The following is a 16,813-nucleotide window of genomic DNA, read 5'->3' on the forward strand; positions in this document are numbered from 1 at the left end:
GCTATTCAAATGGAGCCGTATCGCCGCAGCCTACACGTAAAATTTGAATATCGTCCTCTGATAAATCAATTACCGTGGTTGCTTGCTCTGTGAGGTATCCGCCATGAATAATTAAATCGACATGCTTATCTAGACGATCCAAAATGTCATCGGGGTCCGCTTGCGTGTATTCATCACCCGGTAAAATAAGTGAGCATGACATTAATGGCTCACCCAATTCCGCAAGTAACGCACAAGCAATTGGGTGTTCAATAACACGAATGCCTATGGTTTTTTTCTTATCGTTTAATAAGCGTTTAGGTACTTCTTTTGTGCCTTTAAAAATAAACGTATAAGGCCCTGGGGTATTATTTTTGATCAGCCTAAACATTTGGTTATCTACCCGAGCATAAGTAGAAAGCTCAGATAAATCGCGGCACACTAAAGTAAAATTATGGTGTTTTTCAATACCACGAATACGCTCTATGCGCTCTTTTGCTTGTTTGTTACCTAAATTACAGCCAATCGCATATCCCGAATCTGTTGGGTACACAACTACGCCGCCCTGTTTAATAATATCAACAGCTTGAGAAATTAGTCTAGGCTGTGGGTTATCCGGATGTATATGAAATAATTGACTCATAATGCAACTCCTTCGTGCTTTTCCCATGTTTGCCAAACCCCTTGGCAATCTTTAGGTAAGTATAAATTTTTTCCAAGTTCTAAATAACTAGTCGGAAAATGAAAATCAGAGCCTTGAGAGCAAAGCAGGTCGTATTCTTGACTCAACAAGCCTAAAAACTGACGCTCACTCGGGGCCTGTTGCGGTTGGGCAACTTCCATTGCATCACCGCCCACTGATTTAAACTCTACGAGTAGTTTACGCAACCACTTATTCGACATTTTGTAGCTACTTGGGTGCGCCAAAACAGCCACCCCACCGGCGGAATGAATCGCTGAAATTGCCGTTTGCATATCACACCAGTTACTCGGTACGTAACCGGTTTTTCCTCGCCCTAAGTACTTTTTAAATACCCCAGGAAAGTTTTTAGCCACACCTCGCTCAATTAAAGCTCTGGCAAAGTGAGCGCGAGTAATTTGCGCATTTTCAGCCAGATCGCGGGCTTGTTGATAAATACCCTCAAAGCCATTTTTAGTTAATCGGTGGCCTATTTCAATTGCACGGGTTTCGCGCTTTTGCTGTTGCTCGCTAAGTAATGTATGCAAAGTGCGATCATTGGTATCAATGTTAAGCCCAACAATATGTATTTCAAAACTCTCCCATTTGGTTGATATTTCAACCCCATTAATCAGTTTAAGCGGCAAGTTTTCACGTTTGATAAAAGCCTGCGCAGGCTCAATTGCGGCCACAGTATCGTGATCGGTAATGGCAAATACATCAATGTTTTTATCGACTGCTCGCGCTAATAGTTCCTCAACGGTTAAATGTCCGTCTGAGTGTGTTGTATGGCTATGTAAGTCGTATTTTATCAAATGAAAACTACTTTAATTAATGGTTTAAGGGTGTTTCACACAGTATAACAAGTTTTTTAACGAAATTGTTTTAAATAAACACTTGACACAAAAGCAGTTGATACGTTTTACTGTAGCCACTTTTAGACATTAAAGAATAAATAACAATGAAAAATACAATTCAAAACATCATCTGGTGGTGGCACTCTTAAAACAAAGGGTGATGAATTGTCGTGTCTAAACAAAAAATTCTAACCCGCTACCATGCGGGTTTTTTTATCACTAAATTTTGCAATACAAGATTAACAGGAATTAAAAACATGAATAACGTAAACACTCTTACACATCATTGGTGGTGGCGCCTGGCATAGCGGGACGGTAATGGTCTATCTATAATTTAGACATCGTTATTCAAACCCCGCACTGCTTAGCATTGCGGGGTTTTATTTTTTTAGGGGATGAGGTTTGATTTTTAGTCATATAACAACAACACCAGGTGAAGTGACAAGCATAACGCAAGTACGAGACTACATAAGTAGCCCACTTGCCTTGTATGCGGCACTTGATAAACCTAACTCACTATTGCTTGAATCTGCAGAAATAGATTCAAAAGATAGCGTAAAAAGCTTAATACTGGTTGATTGTGCATTGCGTATTGTTTGCCAAGGCAACCAAGTGAGCATCAGTGCACAATCAAACAACGGCCAACAACTACTTAACTATTTGCAGGCTAATGTACAAAACTGCGCTTCACAGTTAACCGATACCACACTCACACTTGAGTATCACCCAGTCGATGACACCATTGACCAAGCTAGCAAACTGATTGCCGATAACGCTTTTAGTGCACTACGCACTTGTTTAAATAGTATTAGAAGCACCACTGACAATCCGTTCTCAGTGTTTTTAGGCGGTGTATTTGCCTACGACATGGTGGCTAACTTTGAACAACTATCCGATGTACCTGACGGTGAAAATACCTGCCCAGACTACGTATTTTATTTAGCCGAAACACTGGTTGTTATTGATCACCAAAAACAAACAACCGAGTTAATTGGTAATGTGTTTAATGGCCCAGATGTTCACGCAAACTGTTTTGAAGTGGGCAAACAATTAGAGCGCCTGAATACATTATGCGACCACGCCGCAGACTTTAGTGCCCCAAGCCAAGCAGGTGACTGCCCTGTAAATGTTGATATTAGTGATGAGCAATATTGCCAACAAGTGATAAAACTTAAGCAACATATAGTTGATGGCGATATTTTTCAAGTGGTGCCCTCTCGTACTTTCTCATTGCCGTGCCCTGACTCATTACATGCTTATAGCCAACTTAAAAAGCAAAATCCAAGCCCGTACATGTTTTACATGCGTGATGAAGATTTCTCATTATTTGGCGCTTCTCCAGAGTCTGCGCTTAAGTATGAGGTTAAGTCTCAACAAGTTGAGGTTTATCCGATTGCAGGTACACGTCCACGGGGTAAGTTTGCAAATGGACAAATTAATCCCGATTTAGATAGCCGTATTGAACTTGAGCTCAGAAACGATCAAAAAGAACGTGCCGAGCACTTAATGCTGGTTGATTTAGCACGTAACGACGTTGCTCGTATTAGCGTTCCTGGTACTCGCCATGCCAAAGAGCTATTAAAAGTAGACCGCTATTCACAAGTAATGCATTTAGTATCACGTGTAGTAGGAAAATTAAAACCCGAATTAGATGCTCTGCATGCTTATCAAGCTTGTATGAACATGGGTACCTTAGTGGGTGCCCCCAAAGTCCGTGCGGCAGAATTAGTACGCAAAACTGAAGGCAAACGTCGCGGTAGCTATGGTGGCGCAGTTGGCTATTTAACCGGTGACGGTGCCATGGACAGCTGTATTGTTATACGTGCCGCCTTTGTTAAAAATAATATTGCGTATGTGCAAGCCGGTGCTGGGGTTGTATTTGATTCAGATCCAATGTCAGAGGCAAACGAAACGCGCGCTAAAGCCCAAGCGGTGATCACCGCGATTAAATCGACGTATAAGGCAGTATAAAATGAGTGAAGCACACCCTATTAAAATTTACTTTTTAGATAACTTTGACTCATTTAGCTACAACCTTGTTGATGAGCTAACAATGCTAGGTGCTGAGTTAGTAGTTTACCGAAACAACATTAGCGCAGAGATCATATTCGAAAAAATGCAGGCAGAGCGTGGACAAGTATTGCTGGTATTATCACCAGGCCCTGGTGCGCCTAGCGATGCAGGCTGCCTTATGGAGTTAATTAACCTGTGTAAGGGCCAATTTCCAATGCTAGGTATTTGTTTAGGCCAACAAGCGCTAACACAAAGCTATGGCGGAGTAATCGGTCACGCTGGTGAAACCGTACATGGTAAGTCATCAATTATAAATTTAAATGATCACCCTGTATTTTACGGTATGGGAAGCACCATGCCAGTAGCACGTTATCACTCTTTAATGGCAACAAAAGTACCTGATAACTTAGCCGTTATTGCTAAATACCAAGATATACCAATGGCTATTTATCATCATCAAGACAATGTACTGGGCTATCAATTCCACCCAGAGTCAATTTTAACGCCCAATGGCGCAATGCTACTACAGCAAAGCGTTGCTTATTTAACACGTGCCAAATAAAAGGAACATTATGACTAATCAATTACACAGCCCGCTTAATGTTCAACATGCTATTGAGCATATTATTGCAAAGCAGTCACTTTGTTACACGCAAGCAAAAGCACTATTTGACCAAATTATGCAAGGCAATATGAACGATATTGAACTCTCTGCGCTGCTTATTGGCCTTAAAATGAAAGGTGAAGTAAGCGATGAGATTGCCGGTGCAGCCGCTTCAATGCGTGAAAACGCAGTTCCCTTTATCACTAATAAAACGCTACTTGCTGATAGCTGTGGCACCGGTGGCGATGGTTCAAACACTATAAATATTAGTACCACCGCCGCGATTGTAGCGGCAGCGGCTGGTATTAATATGGTAAAACATGGCAATCGAAGCGTGTCGAGTAATTCTGGGTCTGCTGACTTGCTCAAAGCACTGGGGATCAATATCGATATGACCCCAGAGGTCGCTGCCCGTTGTTTAGAGAGCACAAATTTTACCTTTTTATTTGCACCGCACTACCACAGCGGGGTGCGCCATGCGATGAACGTGCGTACCAGTTTAAAAACCCGAACCATTTTTAATATTCTTGGGCCACTGGCGAATCCAGCAGCTCCTGAGGTGCAACTACTCGGCGTGTACGATGAGTCTTTATGTATGCCAATGGCACAAACGCTTAATACTCTAGGCACTAAACGCGCTATGATAGTGCACGGCTCTGGTACTGACGAAATTGCCTTACATGGCCCAACACAGGTTGTAGAGCTTAATAATGGTAAAATTACTCAGTACACACTCAGTCCAAGTGATTTTGACCTTGCAAACTATTCACTTGAACAATTAGCCGGTGAAGGCCCACAATACAATGCAAACGCCAGTCTTGCTATTTTACAAGGTAAAGGCACTGAGGCACACAACGCCGCAATTGTTGTTAATGTGGCCGCATTGCTGTACTTAACCGGCCAAGCAGAGTCGTTAAAACAAGGTGCGCAAATAACACACTCTTTATTACGTTCAGGCAAGGCCATGGACACATTAAATGCAATTATTGAGGTAAGTCATGGCTAATGTATTAGACAAAATTATTGCCGATAAAAAAATAGAACTAATCGAGCGTAAGGCTGCACGCCCACTAGAGAGCTTTAAACACCAAGCCAAACCGACTGAGCGTAGTTTTTACAAAGCACTGGCAGCACCTGGTACTCAGTTTATTTTAGAATGCAAAAAAGCGTCGCCCTCTAAGGGGTTGATTCGTCAGCCTTTTGATTTAACAGAAATCACCCAAGCGTATAAGCAATATGCCACTTGTATGAGTGTGTTAACTGACGAAAAGTACTTTCAAGGCAGTTTTGATTACCTTGAATTTGTACGTAGCCAAGTAGAACAGCCGCTTATTTGTAAAGACTTTTTTATTGATGAGTACCAAGTTTATATGGCACGTCTTTATGGCGGCGACGCTATTTTACTTATGCTATCTGTGCTTGACGATCAGCAATATAAAACACTGCATGAAGTGGCCGACTCGTTAAATATGTCAGTATTAACTGAGGTAAGTAACGAAGCAGAAGTTCACCGTGCGCTGGCACTAAATGCACAAATAATTGGGATTAATAATCGAGATTTGCGTGATTTAAGCACCGACTTAGCCACCACAGAACGACTACGTAAACTTATTCCTGAAAATAAAGTGGTTATATCTGAGTCAGGTATTTACACCCATCAAGATGTAAAACGCTTAGCCCCTTTATGTAATGGCTTTTTAATTGGCAGCTCATTAATGGCTGAAGCTGATCTAATACAAGCATGTCGTCGCGTTATATTAGGCGAAAACAAAGTGTGCGGCTTAACCCGCAATCAAGATGCTATTGCAGCCTATAGCAATGGCGCTGTGTATGGCGGGTTGATTTTTTACCCTAAATCACCCCGCTTTGTTGATTTAGATTGCGCTAAAGAAATCAGTCAAAGTGCGCCTTTAAAATTTGTTGGCGTATTTGTTAACGCTGCTATACCTGATGTGGCTGAACACGCTAAACAACTTAAATTATCAGCCGTTCAATTACATGGCCAAGAAGATGAACAATACATTGCGTCATTACGTAGTGAATTACCACGTAATTGCCAAATTTGGAAAGCACAGGCAATAAAAGATGTTTTACCACAACCCGTAGCAGGCGCAGATCGCCATTTATACGATACCCACAGTGATTCACACGCGGGTGGCACAGGTAAAACATTTGATTGGTCGGTACTGCGTGATGCGACCACCCCATTTATGCTTGCTGGCGGCTTAAACCCAGACAATATTAGCGATGCCCTCTATCACGGAGCTTTAGGACTTGATTTAAATTCAGGTGTAGAGCAGTCTCCTGGTAAAAAGTGCGCAAAAAAATTAAATCATGCTTTTTCAAGCATCAGAAACTATTGAGGTTAAAATGCAAAATCCAGCTTATTTTGGCGAGTTTGGCGGAATGTTTGTTCCCGAGTTACTCGTACCTGCGCTAAAGCAGTTAGAAAGCGAATTTAACAAAGCACAAAAAGATCCTGAGTTTCAAGCTGAATTTACACAGCTTTTAAACGAGTATGCAGGTCGCCCTACGCCACTTACGTTAACTCGCAACTTAGTTAAAAACCCTAAAGTTAAACTTTACTTAAAGCGTGAAGATTTACTCCACGGTGGTGCACACAAAACTAATCAGGTGTTGGGTCAAGCATTACTGACTAAACGCATGGGCAAAAAAGAAGTTATAGCAGAAACCGGTGCCGGCCAACATGGTGTAGCCACTGCACTTGCGTGTGCATTACTTGGCTTAAAATGTCGTATTTACATGGGTGCAAAAGACGTTGAACGCCAACAGCCTAATGTATTTAGAATGAAACTTATGGGCGCTGAAGTTATTCCAGTTACCGCAGGTTCGGGCACATTAAAAGATGCGGTTAACGAAGCTCTGCGTGATTGGTCAGCAAACTATCAAGAGGCACATTACTTGCTAGGTACAGCCGCGGGCCCTCATCCTTTTCCAACAATTGTACGTGAGTATCAAAAAATTATTGGCGAGGAAGCTAAACAGCAAATTCTTAAAGCGGAAGGTCGACTACCAGATGCGGTTTTAGCTTGTGTAGGTGGTGGCTCCAATGCCATTGGTATGTTTACTGATTTTATTGACGAGCCGGGTGTTAAATTAATTGGTGTAGAACCAGCAGGTAAAGGCCTTGATACCCACGAGCACGGCGCAACAATCTGCAAAGGCACTAAAGGTATTTTACACGGCACTTATACCTACATTATGCAAAATGACGATGGCCAAATTGAAGAGTCTTACTCTGTATCGGCGGGATTGGATTACCCTGCTGTAGGGCCACAGCATGCATTTTTACACGAAACTGGTCGAGCTCAATATGTAGGCATTAGCGATACCGAAGCTCTTGATGCGTTTCAAGCACTGGCAAAACACGAAGGTATTATTCCGGCACTAGAATCAAGTCATGCCATTGCATATGCACTTAAATATGCGGAAGAGTTGCAAGAAGAAAGCATTTTAGTGGTTAATTTAAGTGGCCGTGGCGATAAAGATTTAGCCCACGTACACAAGGTATTATCAGAGGAAGGTCAATTATGAGCCAAGTAAAAACTGACCGTTACGGACAAATGTTTGCTGCACTAAAAGAGCAAAACCAAGGCGCGTTTGTACCATTTGTTACTATTGGCGATCCGGGTAAAGCGCAAAGCATTGAAATTATTAAAAGCTTAATCGATGGCGGCGCAGATGGACTAGAGCTAGGTATTCCGTTTTCAGATCCGATTGCCGACGGCCCTGTTATTCAAAAGGCCAATATTCGTGCTTTAGATGAGCACATTAATACACAAGATTGTTTTGATATTATTAAAGAAATACGCCAGTACAATGCCGATATCCCAATTGGTTTATTACTGTATTCAAACTTAATATTTAAACGTGGCTTAGAAAAGTTTTACACTGATGCAAAAGCAGTAGGCGTTGACTCTATTTTAGTGGCTGATGTGCCATTACACGAGTCTAAAATGTTTAGAAAAGCCGCCATGGCAAACGGTATTGACCCGATATTTATCGCTACGCCGAACGCCAGTGACGATACGTTGCGTGAGTGCGCATCGTACGGTCGCGGTTACACTTACTTACTGTCTCGTGCAGGGGTAACAGGCACCGATACTAAAGCACAAATGCCTGCAACACACGTGGTTTCGCGCTTACAAGAGTACCACAGTGCGCCTGCGTTATTAGGCTTTGGTATTTCAACACCTGATGATGTAAAAGCCGCGCTTAAAGCCGGTGCTGCGGGTGCTATTTCAGGTTCTGCAGTAGTAAAAATCATTGAAGCAAACCTAAATGATTTAAATGCAATGACTACACAATTAAAAACATTTGTAACCGAGATGAAAGCCGCAACAGCGCTTTAATCAACGGCGTTTTTAATCACTAAAAAAGGGCATGTAACATGCCCTTTTTTATTTAAACTGCAAACTTAATGGGCTTGATGCTTACCCTCAAGAATCTCTTCTATAAACTTAGCATTAAACGCGTCTAAATCTGCAGGGCTGCGACTAGTCACTAAGCCTTGATCAACACACACCTCTTGGTCGACCCAGTTAGCACCGGCATTAATTAAATCACTTTTAATACTGGGATATGAAGTAACCTTTTTGTCTCTGAGCTTGTTAATCTCTGCGAGTAACCACGGCGCATGGCAAATAGCGGCAACGGGTTTGTTTTTCTTTGCTCCAAAAAAACCATCTACAAATGCCTTAGCATCCGAGTCTTGGCGTAAGCTATCGGGATTAAACAAGCCACCAGGCAGTAAAAGCGCATCGTAATCACCGGCATTTGCATTGGCTGCTAATTTATCAACAGCAACTTTTTCACCCCACTTGTCTTCATCCCATGCGGTGATCTGCCCTTCTTTAATAGAAACAACATCTATATCGGCGCCCGCCTCAAGTAATGCAGCCTGTGGCGAGAGTAACTCGCTTTGCTCAAACCCATCGGTGGCTAAAATGGCAATTTTTTTACCTTTTAAACGATTACTGTTATGTAAGTTACTCATTAAATACTCCTTATTTTATTCAATACATAACCGTATTTGCATATCACATACCAAACATAACACGCTGAATATAATAAGATTTTATAAAAGGTAATATACAAGTAATGTAAATTATTTACACTGATTGCAGATACTACAGGCAAAAGTAATAAAGCAAAGAGCCTGTAAGCTAAATAGTGGCTTTTGGGGAAGAAGCGAACTTAACAGGCACTAAAGTTTTAAATTAAAGGCGCTCTTTTAACGCTTTTGCTGGTTTAAATACGGCTTTATTAGCCCCTTGTATTTCAATCGCTTCACCAGTTTGTGGATTACGACCAGTACGCGCTGGGTAGTAACTAAGTGCAAAAGTACCAAAGCCTGAAATTTGTACCTGATCGCCTTCAGACAGCGACTTTGTAATCACTTTTTGTAAGCTGGTTAACGCAGCTTGTGCGTCTTTTTTTGTTAATTCACTCGCATCCGCAATAGCTGAAACCAATTCTGCTTTATTCATTTTTTGCTCCTAAATACACGCCTAGGCTTAAACCTATTAACGTGGCAATACAATGATGTAAAAATAAAAGCAGGCAGGCTAAGGGTTGCAAGGGGGTAAGTCAACCTTAACCGGAAGCCAAGTGCCTTAGTAAGACTCATTGGGTTTAAATATAATCAGCTTGACTGTTTTATAGTCATAAAGATGACTTAATCGTTTGCTAAGGTGAAATAAAAATCACCGTGAGCAAACGTGAACGCTAATCAATACCGCTGGTTTGAATTTACCTTTATTTTTATCATTCTGCCTTTAATTGGCTTTAATATTCGCCAATATTTATCTAACTGGCTTATTCCAGCACTGATCATCCTCATGAGTGTGTGCTGTATGTTGTTATTAAACGACAGCCACTTTAAACGTTTTAGATTAACTAGCTTGGGGCAGTTTTCTGCTGTGAAGCGCCGCATGTTTAGCTTTTTCTTTATTGGCGCGTTATTTTCGGGGGTATTTTACAACTTACTTTACCAAGGACACTGGTTTACTTTACCTCGTGAAAATCTCACCGACTGGCTAATGCTATTAATGCTCTACCCTTTATTGTCGGTGATCCCGCAAGAATTAATATTTAGAACCTACTTTTTTCATCGTTATAAGCGCATTATGCCCAGTAAATGGCTACGCATTATTATAAGTGCGAGTGTATTTGCACTGGCACATATTGTTTACGCTAATTGGGTTGCAGTAAGTTTAGCATTTATAGGCGGATTACTATTTGCATATACCTACGCACAAAGCCGCTCAACCTTTGCCTGTGTTCTTGAGCACAGCTTATGGGGAATATGGATGTTTACCCTAGGGATGGGTGACTATTTAGACTCTGGCGCACTGAATTAACAAACAGCAATAAAAAAGCCGCGACAGGCGCGGCTTATTTAGATTTAGTTTAAATTAAAAACCAAAAATACTGATATCAAAAAACTTCGTTGCAACGGTATTTACAAAAATGATTAATAATATCGCTGGAATAAAGGTTTGCAGTGAAAAGTTAACGTACTTTTCCATAAAGCTATTTGCATAATTAGGAGAGCCTTGTCTTAGCTCTTCGCTTAAGCGAACTTTTTTCCACTTATACATTACAAACAAACACACCATTAAACCATTTAAAGGCAATATTGTGTCGTAAAATACGTCATAAACAACATCAAAAAAGCTCTTATTACCACTACCGTAGCTAGTAAAAGTAGTTAGGCTGTCAATCATACCAAACGACATAATACACAAAATAGTTAATATACCGGTTGATAAAGTGAGTATGCCCAGCGCTTTTTTACGGCTAATGCCTTTACGATCGCTTAGTGTTGCTGTTGGTACTTCAACAATAGATACCAGTGATGTGATAGCAGCAAAAAATACCAATAAGAAGAAAATAAATGCCACGGCTGATGCGCCAAAATAGCCAATATCATTTTGTAACGCTAATAAAATTTTTGGAAGGTAGACAAAAATCATTGAAACTGACGAGTCAGATAACTTAGCCGGATCGGTATTTGGGTCAAAGCTAAAAATAGCCGGTAACACCATTAAGCCTGCTACAAACGCAACCAGTGAGTCGGTAATAGCGACCATTTTAGCACTGCCTACAATGTCATCTTTTTTCGAGATATAAGATGCATAGGTAATTAAAATACCCATACCTAACGACAATGAGAAAAACGCTTGGCTCAATGCGCCATTCAGCACGCTGGCATTCATTTTACTAAAATCAGGAATAATGTAGTACTTAACACCGGCCATGGCGTTATCAAGAGTGAGTACGTAACCCACCAATATAATAAGCATGACAAATAAAGCTGGCATTAAAAATTTAGCTGCTTTTTCTATGCCGTCTTTTACGCCACCGACCAAAATTAGGTTAACAATAACTACTACCAGCGCCATATAACCAAACACGGTATAGCTATTTATAAACTCACCAAAGTGTCCAGGGTTTGCCAGCATATCTAAATTACCCAGCGCGGTTTGGCTCAAGTAACCAAAAATCCACACCGTGATCACCATATAAAAAACAGCAATCATAAATGGCGTTAATACCGCTAAAAAGCCAGCAAATTTCCATTTTTTGTCGTTATTAGCTAATTTTTTGTATGCACCTAGCGGGTCTTTTTGTGCATGACGACCCATGGCCATTTCGGCCATCATTACAGGTAAACAAATGAATGCGACAAACAAAGCATAGACGAGCAAAAATGCACCACCGCCATTCTTAGTCGCAGAAACTGGAAAGCCTACTAAGTTACCAATACCCACAGCAGAGCCTGCCGCTGCCAATATAAATCCTAAGCGGGAGCTAAAGTGCTCTCTATTTTCACTCATGTAATAACCTTGTTATTATTTATCTTATCCAAGGGACTCTACCAGTGTTACGCAACGCTTTTCAAGCAATTACCGTGTAAAAAAACATTCTTGCTGTAAACATCGCCATAAACACTTTTAATTCACCATTTATCAACGCTATGCTAGTATGCAGTTAATTAAATTTAACAAGTTTTGAGAGTATTTATATGTTGTATATGATTTATTCAACAGACGTCCAAAATAGTTTAGAGCACCGTAAAGCGGCTCGCCCAGCTCATTTAGCGCGCTTACAAACGCTAGAAGACGAAGGCAGACTATTAACCGCAGGTCCACTTCCAGCCATTGATAGTGAAGACCCTCAAGATGCAGGCTTTACGGGTTCTTTAGTGATTGCTCAATTTAATTCTTTAGAAGACGCCAGAGAGTGGGCGGCAGATGATCCTTATGTTGCCGGTGGCGTATATGAAAACTCTATTGTTAAACCATTTAAAAAAGTGTTCCCTGCTTAATTAAACTATGACCACCCTGTTTAACTGCAACCAGCAATTCAGGGTTTGTTCACTCATTTTTAATTAAACTTTGCTTAATAAAAACTTAAATACACCGCAAGGTATTTAAGTTTTAGTGGCTTAGTTTTTAAGCTAAGCAGGTCTGTTCTAGGAGTTCCGTAATGCGTGTATTATTAATACTCAATTTAATCGCGGTAGTGTGCTTGGCTAATTTTGCCCACGCAAACAATACCAAAAGCAAAACCGATAAAGTTGAGGTAAGCAAAAAAAAAGCAGTAATACTTGCAAAACAAACTACAGACGGTACAACGTTAAAGATTTCTGAAGAAACACTTTTTTTTACTGTACGAATTTTAAAAGCTGACGGCCACGTCGTCGATTTGAAAATAAACAAAAAAACTGGCGAAGTGAAAAAGGATTAACCAATGCGAATTTTAGTAATAGAAGATGATTTACATTTGGCAGACAATCTGCGCAATGCATTAGAAAAAGAGCGTTACAGTGTTGATTTATGTCACGACGGTGAAGCTGGCCTTTTTCACATCACTGAATACCCTTTAGATATGGCTGTAGTTGATTTAGGCCTACCTAAAATAGATGGTATTGAACTAATAAACAAAGCACGCGCCCAAGGGGTGACTATTCCTATTTTGATCTTAACCGCGCGCGATCGCTGGCAAGACAAAGTAGAAGGCTTAGATGCCGGTGCTGACGACTACCTAACTAAACCATTTCATGTTGAAGAACTGATTGCTCGCTGTAATGCGCTTATTCGTCGCAGTGCAGGTAAAGCAAATCCAGAAATGACAGCAGGCCCTATTAAAATTCATACGCGTTCACAACAAGTATGGGTAAACGATAAAGAGCTGAGCTTAACTGCGTATGAGTACAAAGTACTCGAATACTTAATGGTTAATCCACAAAAAGTAATTTCTAAGTCTGAGCTTACAGAGCATATTTACGACCAAGATTTCGACCTTGATTCGAACGTCATTGAAGTGTTTGTACTACGTTTACGTAAAAAACTCGACCCAGATGGCGTGCTTAACCCAGTAGAAACACTGCGTGGGCGTGGTTACAGGCTTAAAAGCCAGTGGTAGGACCGCAAGTTTCGTTAAAAATAAGGCAAGGATTTATCCTTGTCTTTGTTTTGTTAGTCGCCCTACCCATTTTGTTTTACTCCATAGGTAAAGCGTATTATGAGTCACTTGTTGATGCCACCGAAAAAAACCTCGAAGCACACCTGTATTCACTTATTTCCGAAGTTGATTTTACCGAGCGCGGCATTATTATGCCCAGCTCTATATTAACCCCCGAACTCAACAATTTAAACTCAGACACCTACGCCATGATATACCGTGACGACGTGCCTATTTGGCATTCTGAGTCGGCGGTTAACGTTAACTTTGTTCCCCAATATATAGAGCCCAAAGCAGGCGCTGCCGACTTTAGACGTGTGGTGTATAACAACACTGCTTATTGGCAATTAAGTTTAACGGTAATACTTAATAATATTGACCAATCAGAGCAAGCACGCTTTATTTTATTAAAACGTAACGATGCCCTACTGCGCTTAATGGATGGCTTTAAACAGACCCTAGTTGATTGGATGTTTATAATGGGAATTGCCATTGCAGGGTTAATGGCCATTGGTTTTATTTGGAGTGCAAGGCCACTGCAGCGTTTAGATAAAGAAATAAAAGCCATTGAATCAGGCGATATTCAAGAAATTAAAGGCTTATACCCCGTTGAACTGCAAACGATTAAAGCCGACCTAAATTTACTGTTAGAGTCGCAGCAACGTCAAAAAGAACGATACCGCGCCTCTCTTAGCGATTTAGCCCATGCACTTAAAACGCCGTTAGCTGTTTTAAAATCAAGCCCATTAGCTAACGATGCAGATGCACAAGAACAACTCGACAGAATTAATGTGATGATCGAGCACCAATTAAAACGTGCCGCCACAGGTGCTTCCGATACATGGAAAAAACAAACCCCCATCAAGCCGGTTATCGATTCTATTTTAAGTGCAATGAGTAAAGTATACCGCGATAAAGACATTATATTTAACTGCCAAGTGAACGATAAAGATTACTTTTTAGGTGATAAAACCGATTTAATGGAGTTATTAGGCAACTTAATAGATAATGCCTGTAAAGCCTGTCGCTCCCAAGTCAGTATTAACGTTTCACAAGCTAAAACGCTCAGTATAAGTATTTGTGATGACGGCCCGGGCATTAAGCCAGATAAACGCGAATCATTGTTACAACGCGGTACGCGCCTAGATACCTACGAAAGCGGCCACGGTGTTGGTATGGCTATTGTATCTGACTTGGTTAAGTCGTATCACGGGCTGTTAACTATATCTCAGTCGCAACGTTTAGGCGGTGCAAAATTTATTCTCGAGTTTAATTACCATGAAAAAAAGTAACTACATCTTTTGTTTTAGCTTAAGCCTTTTATTTTTATGGGCGCAGCAAAGTATGGCTGCAGTGCAAGAGTGTACATTGCAAAACAATGCCCTACCCGAGCAAATTAAAGATTACACACAATGTTTAGACGCCAAATTAAATAAAGTGCAACAGCAACAAGATAGCTGGATCCAAAAGCGTACCTTTGAACTGGCCGAATTAGAAAGTGAAACTGGTAACACCTACATTTTATCATTGTTTAAGCAAAGCCTTAACGCCAAAGACAAGTACATTCAAAAAAGTTGCCAGTGGCGTTATATGTTAAAACAGCCTAATTCACCAGAAGCTGTAGTAACTTATAAAGAGTGTGAAATAGCAATGATAGAGCAATTCATTCAGCAGCTTAAAATGGGGCTTTAACCAGCTCCTAATTAAACATTATGTGTTGAAGCTTGCTAATTTAGTGGTTAGTGTTTTGGAAGTGCAGCCTTAAAGGCTGCATTTTTGTATTTATATAGTTTGCGTGTGACTACTCTGACCATACCGCAAATTCATTTCCATTTGGGTCGCTAAAGTGAAATCGTCTACCACCTGGAAATGAAAATGTAGGCTTAATTATTTTGCCTCCAGCTTGCCCAATTTTATTTTGAGCCGCTTCAAGGTCATTACTGTATAACACAATTAACGGGCTTCCGTTTTTAGTTGCAACAACCAAGTCAGATTTAAAGAAACCACCATCAACCCCTTGCCCGTTAAAACTACAATATTCTGGACCATAATCTACAAATGACCAGCCAAACACGTCACTAAAAAAAGCCTTAGTAGCTACAATATTTTGTGCAGGAATTTCAATATAGTTAATTTTATTATTTTGAGTCATTTTAGTTTTTTGCCCTTATTCTTGTTTATATTATTTGTGACTTGGACTAGTAATAAATAAAGATAGGGTTAATATTGGAACACAGCGATAACACTAACCAGTTATTAATTGTCTACTCTCAAACGCCTATTACATGCTAAATTTTTAAGGCTACTTTAAACTCTTTTAGAATTTCTTTTTTTAATTTACTATCAGCTAAAAATTCAAGAAACCCTGTCTTTATTTTGATTTTTTCCTTGTAGTCAGCATTTAAAGCTAACATTTTATCTTTTTCTGTTTTTTGATATGAATGCCCAAACTTATTTAAGAAACTAATCGACAATAAATGAGCACAATAAAGTACATTCAAACTTTTATCATTTGAATTATTTTCGATTTTTGTGAGGTACTCAATTACTCTACTGAGATCCTTGTAGCCCGATTTGAGCTTACAAGCAAATGCCTCAAATTCGATTACTTTCTCATCATCTTCAACCCATGCGCTATAACCCTTTAACTCATTTCGATAGAAATGGTTTGAATCATCATCTTGGTTATAACCTAGTTCAGTTAATAAATTAAACTCACAGAAGATATTTTTAAAAGTTTTAACGTAAAGAAGGAACTCTATGTCGTCTTTATCTGCAACAGTAGAATCCATTGACAAGACATCTTTTTCTGTTTTAATACAATAATGTATTAAAACTAATATCCTATAAATAAAGCTATTTAAATAATATTGATTGGTAGAAAACCATTTTTCTTCACTTATGTTATGATAATTTTTATCAATGTTTTTATTAAAATTAAACATTCTATAGTTAAAATCCTCTACAGCATTCAACAAAGGTACTTTTGTTTTAACTATCTCTTCTTTTATGAGTTTTTTTTGTTCAAACTTATACTCTTTTTGCAATTTGTAGTTTAGTGAATAATTTTCATAAATTACTTTTATAATCCAACCCACTCCGAATATAAACAGAGATGTAACAGCCGATATAAGTGCTGCTTGTATCTTTATATCTAGCTCTGAAAAGCCCACAAATGACCCCTTAATT

The 16,813-nt window shown here is 39.9% G+C and carries 19 protein-coding genes; 12 read left to right on the forward strand and 7 right to left on the reverse strand.

The features are described 5' to 3' along the window. Position 1: 1 nt before the first annotated feature. Both ACNSN2_RS07875 and rnm read right to left on the reverse strand, forming a co-directional pair. Positions 2-622, reverse strand: a complete 621-nt coding sequence (locus tag ACNSN2_RS07875; protein WP_010390225.1) for an L-threonylcarbamoyladenylate synthase — start codon at positions 620-622, stop codon at positions 2-4. Continuing rightward, positions 619-1,473, reverse strand: coding sequence for an RNase RNM (gene rnm / locus ACNSN2_RS07880; protein ID WP_178956166.1), 855 nt, complete (start codon positions 1,471-1,473; stop codon positions 619-621). Before rnm ends, ACNSN2_RS07875 begins: the two co-directional genes overlap by 4 nt. Positions 1,474-1,917: 444 nt before the next feature. Between rnm and ACNSN2_RS07885 the strand changes: the two genes are divergently transcribed. Genes ACNSN2_RS07885 through trpA form a run of 6 tightly spaced genes read left to right on the forward strand, consistent with a single transcriptional unit; the run spans position 1,918 to position 8,505 of the window. Beyond that, the gene (locus tag ACNSN2_RS07885; RefSeq protein WP_418606926.1) at positions 1,918-3,486 is read left to right on the forward strand and encodes an anthranilate synthase component 1; all 1,569 of its coding nucleotides are present in this window, start codon (positions 1,918-1,920) and stop codon (positions 3,484-3,486) included. A 1-nt stretch (position 3,487) separates the two neighbouring features. Beyond that, complete coding sequence (locus tag ACNSN2_RS07890) at positions 3,488-4,090, forward strand: aminodeoxychorismate/anthranilate synthase component II (RefSeq protein ID WP_055012578.1); 603 nt, start codon at positions 3,488-3,490, stop codon at positions 4,088-4,090. Between the two features lie 10 nt (positions 4,091-4,100). After that, a complete protein-coding gene (gene trpD, locus ACNSN2_RS07895; protein ID WP_418606927.1) occupies positions 4,101-5,138 on the forward strand; it encodes an anthranilate phosphoribosyltransferase in 1,038 nt (345 codons plus the stop codon). Next, the gene (trpCF, locus tag ACNSN2_RS07900) at positions 5,131-6,495 is read left to right on the forward strand and encodes a bifunctional indole-3-glycerol-phosphate synthase TrpC/phosphoribosylanthranilate isomerase TrpF (RefSeq protein WP_418606928.1); all 1,365 of its coding nucleotides are present in this window, start codon (positions 5,131-5,133) and stop codon (positions 6,493-6,495) included. Before trpD ends, trpCF begins: the two co-directional genes overlap by 8 nt. Positions 6,496-6,502: 7 nt before the next feature. Beyond that, a complete protein-coding gene (gene trpB / locus ACNSN2_RS07905; RefSeq protein WP_075169446.1) occupies positions 6,503-7,687 on the forward strand; it encodes a tryptophan synthase subunit beta in 1,185 nt (394 codons plus the stop codon). Then, positions 7,684-8,505 (forward strand): tryptophan synthase subunit alpha, encoded by an 822-nt coding sequence (gene trpA / locus ACNSN2_RS07910; RefSeq protein WP_010390235.1) that lies wholly within the window; start codon positions 7,684-7,686, stop codon positions 8,503-8,505. The genes trpB and trpA overlap by 4 nt, the downstream gene beginning before the upstream one ends. 65 nt (positions 8,506-8,570) lie before the next feature. Here trpA and ACNSN2_RS07915 read toward each other — a convergent pair whose 3' ends face one another. Beyond that, complete coding sequence (locus tag ACNSN2_RS07915; RefSeq protein ID WP_054201047.1) at positions 8,571-9,149, reverse strand: type 1 glutamine amidotransferase domain-containing protein; 579 nt, start codon at positions 9,147-9,149, stop codon at positions 8,571-8,573. A 223-nt stretch (positions 9,150-9,372) separates the two neighbouring features. Further along, on the reverse strand, positions 9,373-9,642 hold the full coding sequence (locus ACNSN2_RS07920; protein WP_054201048.1) for an HU family DNA-binding protein: 270 nt from the start codon (positions 9,640-9,642) through the stop codon (positions 9,373-9,375). A 231-nt stretch (positions 9,643-9,873) separates the two neighbouring features. On the opposite strand from ACNSN2_RS07920, the gene ACNSN2_RS07925 reads away from it, so the two are divergent. Beyond that, positions 9,874-10,515: a CPBP family intramembrane glutamic endopeptidase gene (locus ACNSN2_RS07925; protein ID WP_138605975.1), complete on the forward strand. Its 642-nt coding sequence runs from the start codon at positions 9,874-9,876 to the stop codon at positions 10,513-10,515. A 54-nt stretch (positions 10,516-10,569) separates the two neighbouring features. Here the strand turns inward: ACNSN2_RS07925 and ACNSN2_RS07930 are convergent, their stop codons facing one another. Then, positions 10,570-11,994 (reverse strand): sodium-dependent transporter, encoded by a 1,425-nt coding sequence (locus tag ACNSN2_RS07930; protein ID WP_010390240.1) that lies wholly within the window; start codon positions 11,992-11,994, stop codon positions 10,570-10,572. A gap of 188 nt (positions 11,995-12,182) precedes the next feature. Here ACNSN2_RS07930 and ACNSN2_RS07935 point away from each other — a divergent pair, with 188 nt between their 5' ends. The 5 genes from ACNSN2_RS07935 (at position 12,183) to ACNSN2_RS07955 (ending at position 15,316) form a co-directional block, all read left to right on the forward strand. Continuing rightward, a complete protein-coding gene (locus ACNSN2_RS07935) occupies positions 12,183-12,485 on the forward strand; it encodes a YciI family protein (RefSeq protein WP_054201050.1) in 303 nt (100 codons plus the stop codon). 161 nt (positions 12,486-12,646) lie between these two features. Continuing rightward, positions 12,647-12,907 (forward strand): PepSY domain-containing protein, encoded by a 261-nt coding sequence (locus ACNSN2_RS07940; RefSeq protein WP_010390245.1) that lies wholly within the window; start codon positions 12,647-12,649, stop codon positions 12,905-12,907. A gap of 3 nt (positions 12,908-12,910) precedes the next feature. Then, on the forward strand, positions 12,911-13,585 hold the full coding sequence (locus tag ACNSN2_RS07945) for a response regulator transcription factor (RefSeq protein ID WP_010390247.1): 675 nt from the start codon (positions 12,911-12,913) through the stop codon (positions 13,583-13,585). Continuing rightward, the gene (locus ACNSN2_RS07950; RefSeq protein ID WP_138596174.1) at positions 13,579-14,916 is read left to right on the forward strand and encodes an ATP-binding protein; all 1,338 of its coding nucleotides are present in this window, start codon (positions 13,579-13,581) and stop codon (positions 14,914-14,916) included. The genes ACNSN2_RS07945 and ACNSN2_RS07950 overlap by 7 nt, the downstream gene beginning before the upstream one ends. Positions 14,917-14,968: 52 nt before the next feature. Next, the gene (locus tag ACNSN2_RS07955; protein WP_241773555.1) at positions 14,969-15,316 is read left to right on the forward strand and encodes a hypothetical protein; all 348 of its coding nucleotides are present in this window, start codon (positions 14,969-14,971) and stop codon (positions 15,314-15,316) included. A 109-nt stretch (positions 15,317-15,425) separates the two neighbouring features. On the opposite strand, the gene ACNSN2_RS07960 is transcribed toward ACNSN2_RS07955, so the two are convergent. Together ACNSN2_RS07960 and ACNSN2_RS07965 are read right to left on the reverse strand one after the other, a co-directional pair. Beyond that, the gene (locus ACNSN2_RS07960; RefSeq protein WP_418606932.1) at positions 15,426-15,776 is read right to left on the reverse strand and encodes a VOC family protein; all 351 of its coding nucleotides are present in this window, start codon (positions 15,774-15,776) and stop codon (positions 15,426-15,428) included. A gap of 136 nt (positions 15,777-15,912) precedes the next feature. Next, complete coding sequence (locus tag ACNSN2_RS07965; RefSeq protein ID WP_418606935.1) at positions 15,913-16,797, reverse strand: hypothetical protein; 885 nt, start codon at positions 16,795-16,797, stop codon at positions 15,913-15,915. Between the last annotated feature and the right edge of the window lie 16 nt (positions 16,798-16,813).

Source organism: Pseudoalteromonas sp. US3C1013 (assembly GCF_048401115.1).
Lineage (GTDB): Bacteria > Pseudomonadota > Gammaproteobacteria > Enterobacterales > Alteromonadaceae > Pseudoalteromonas > Pseudoalteromonas undina.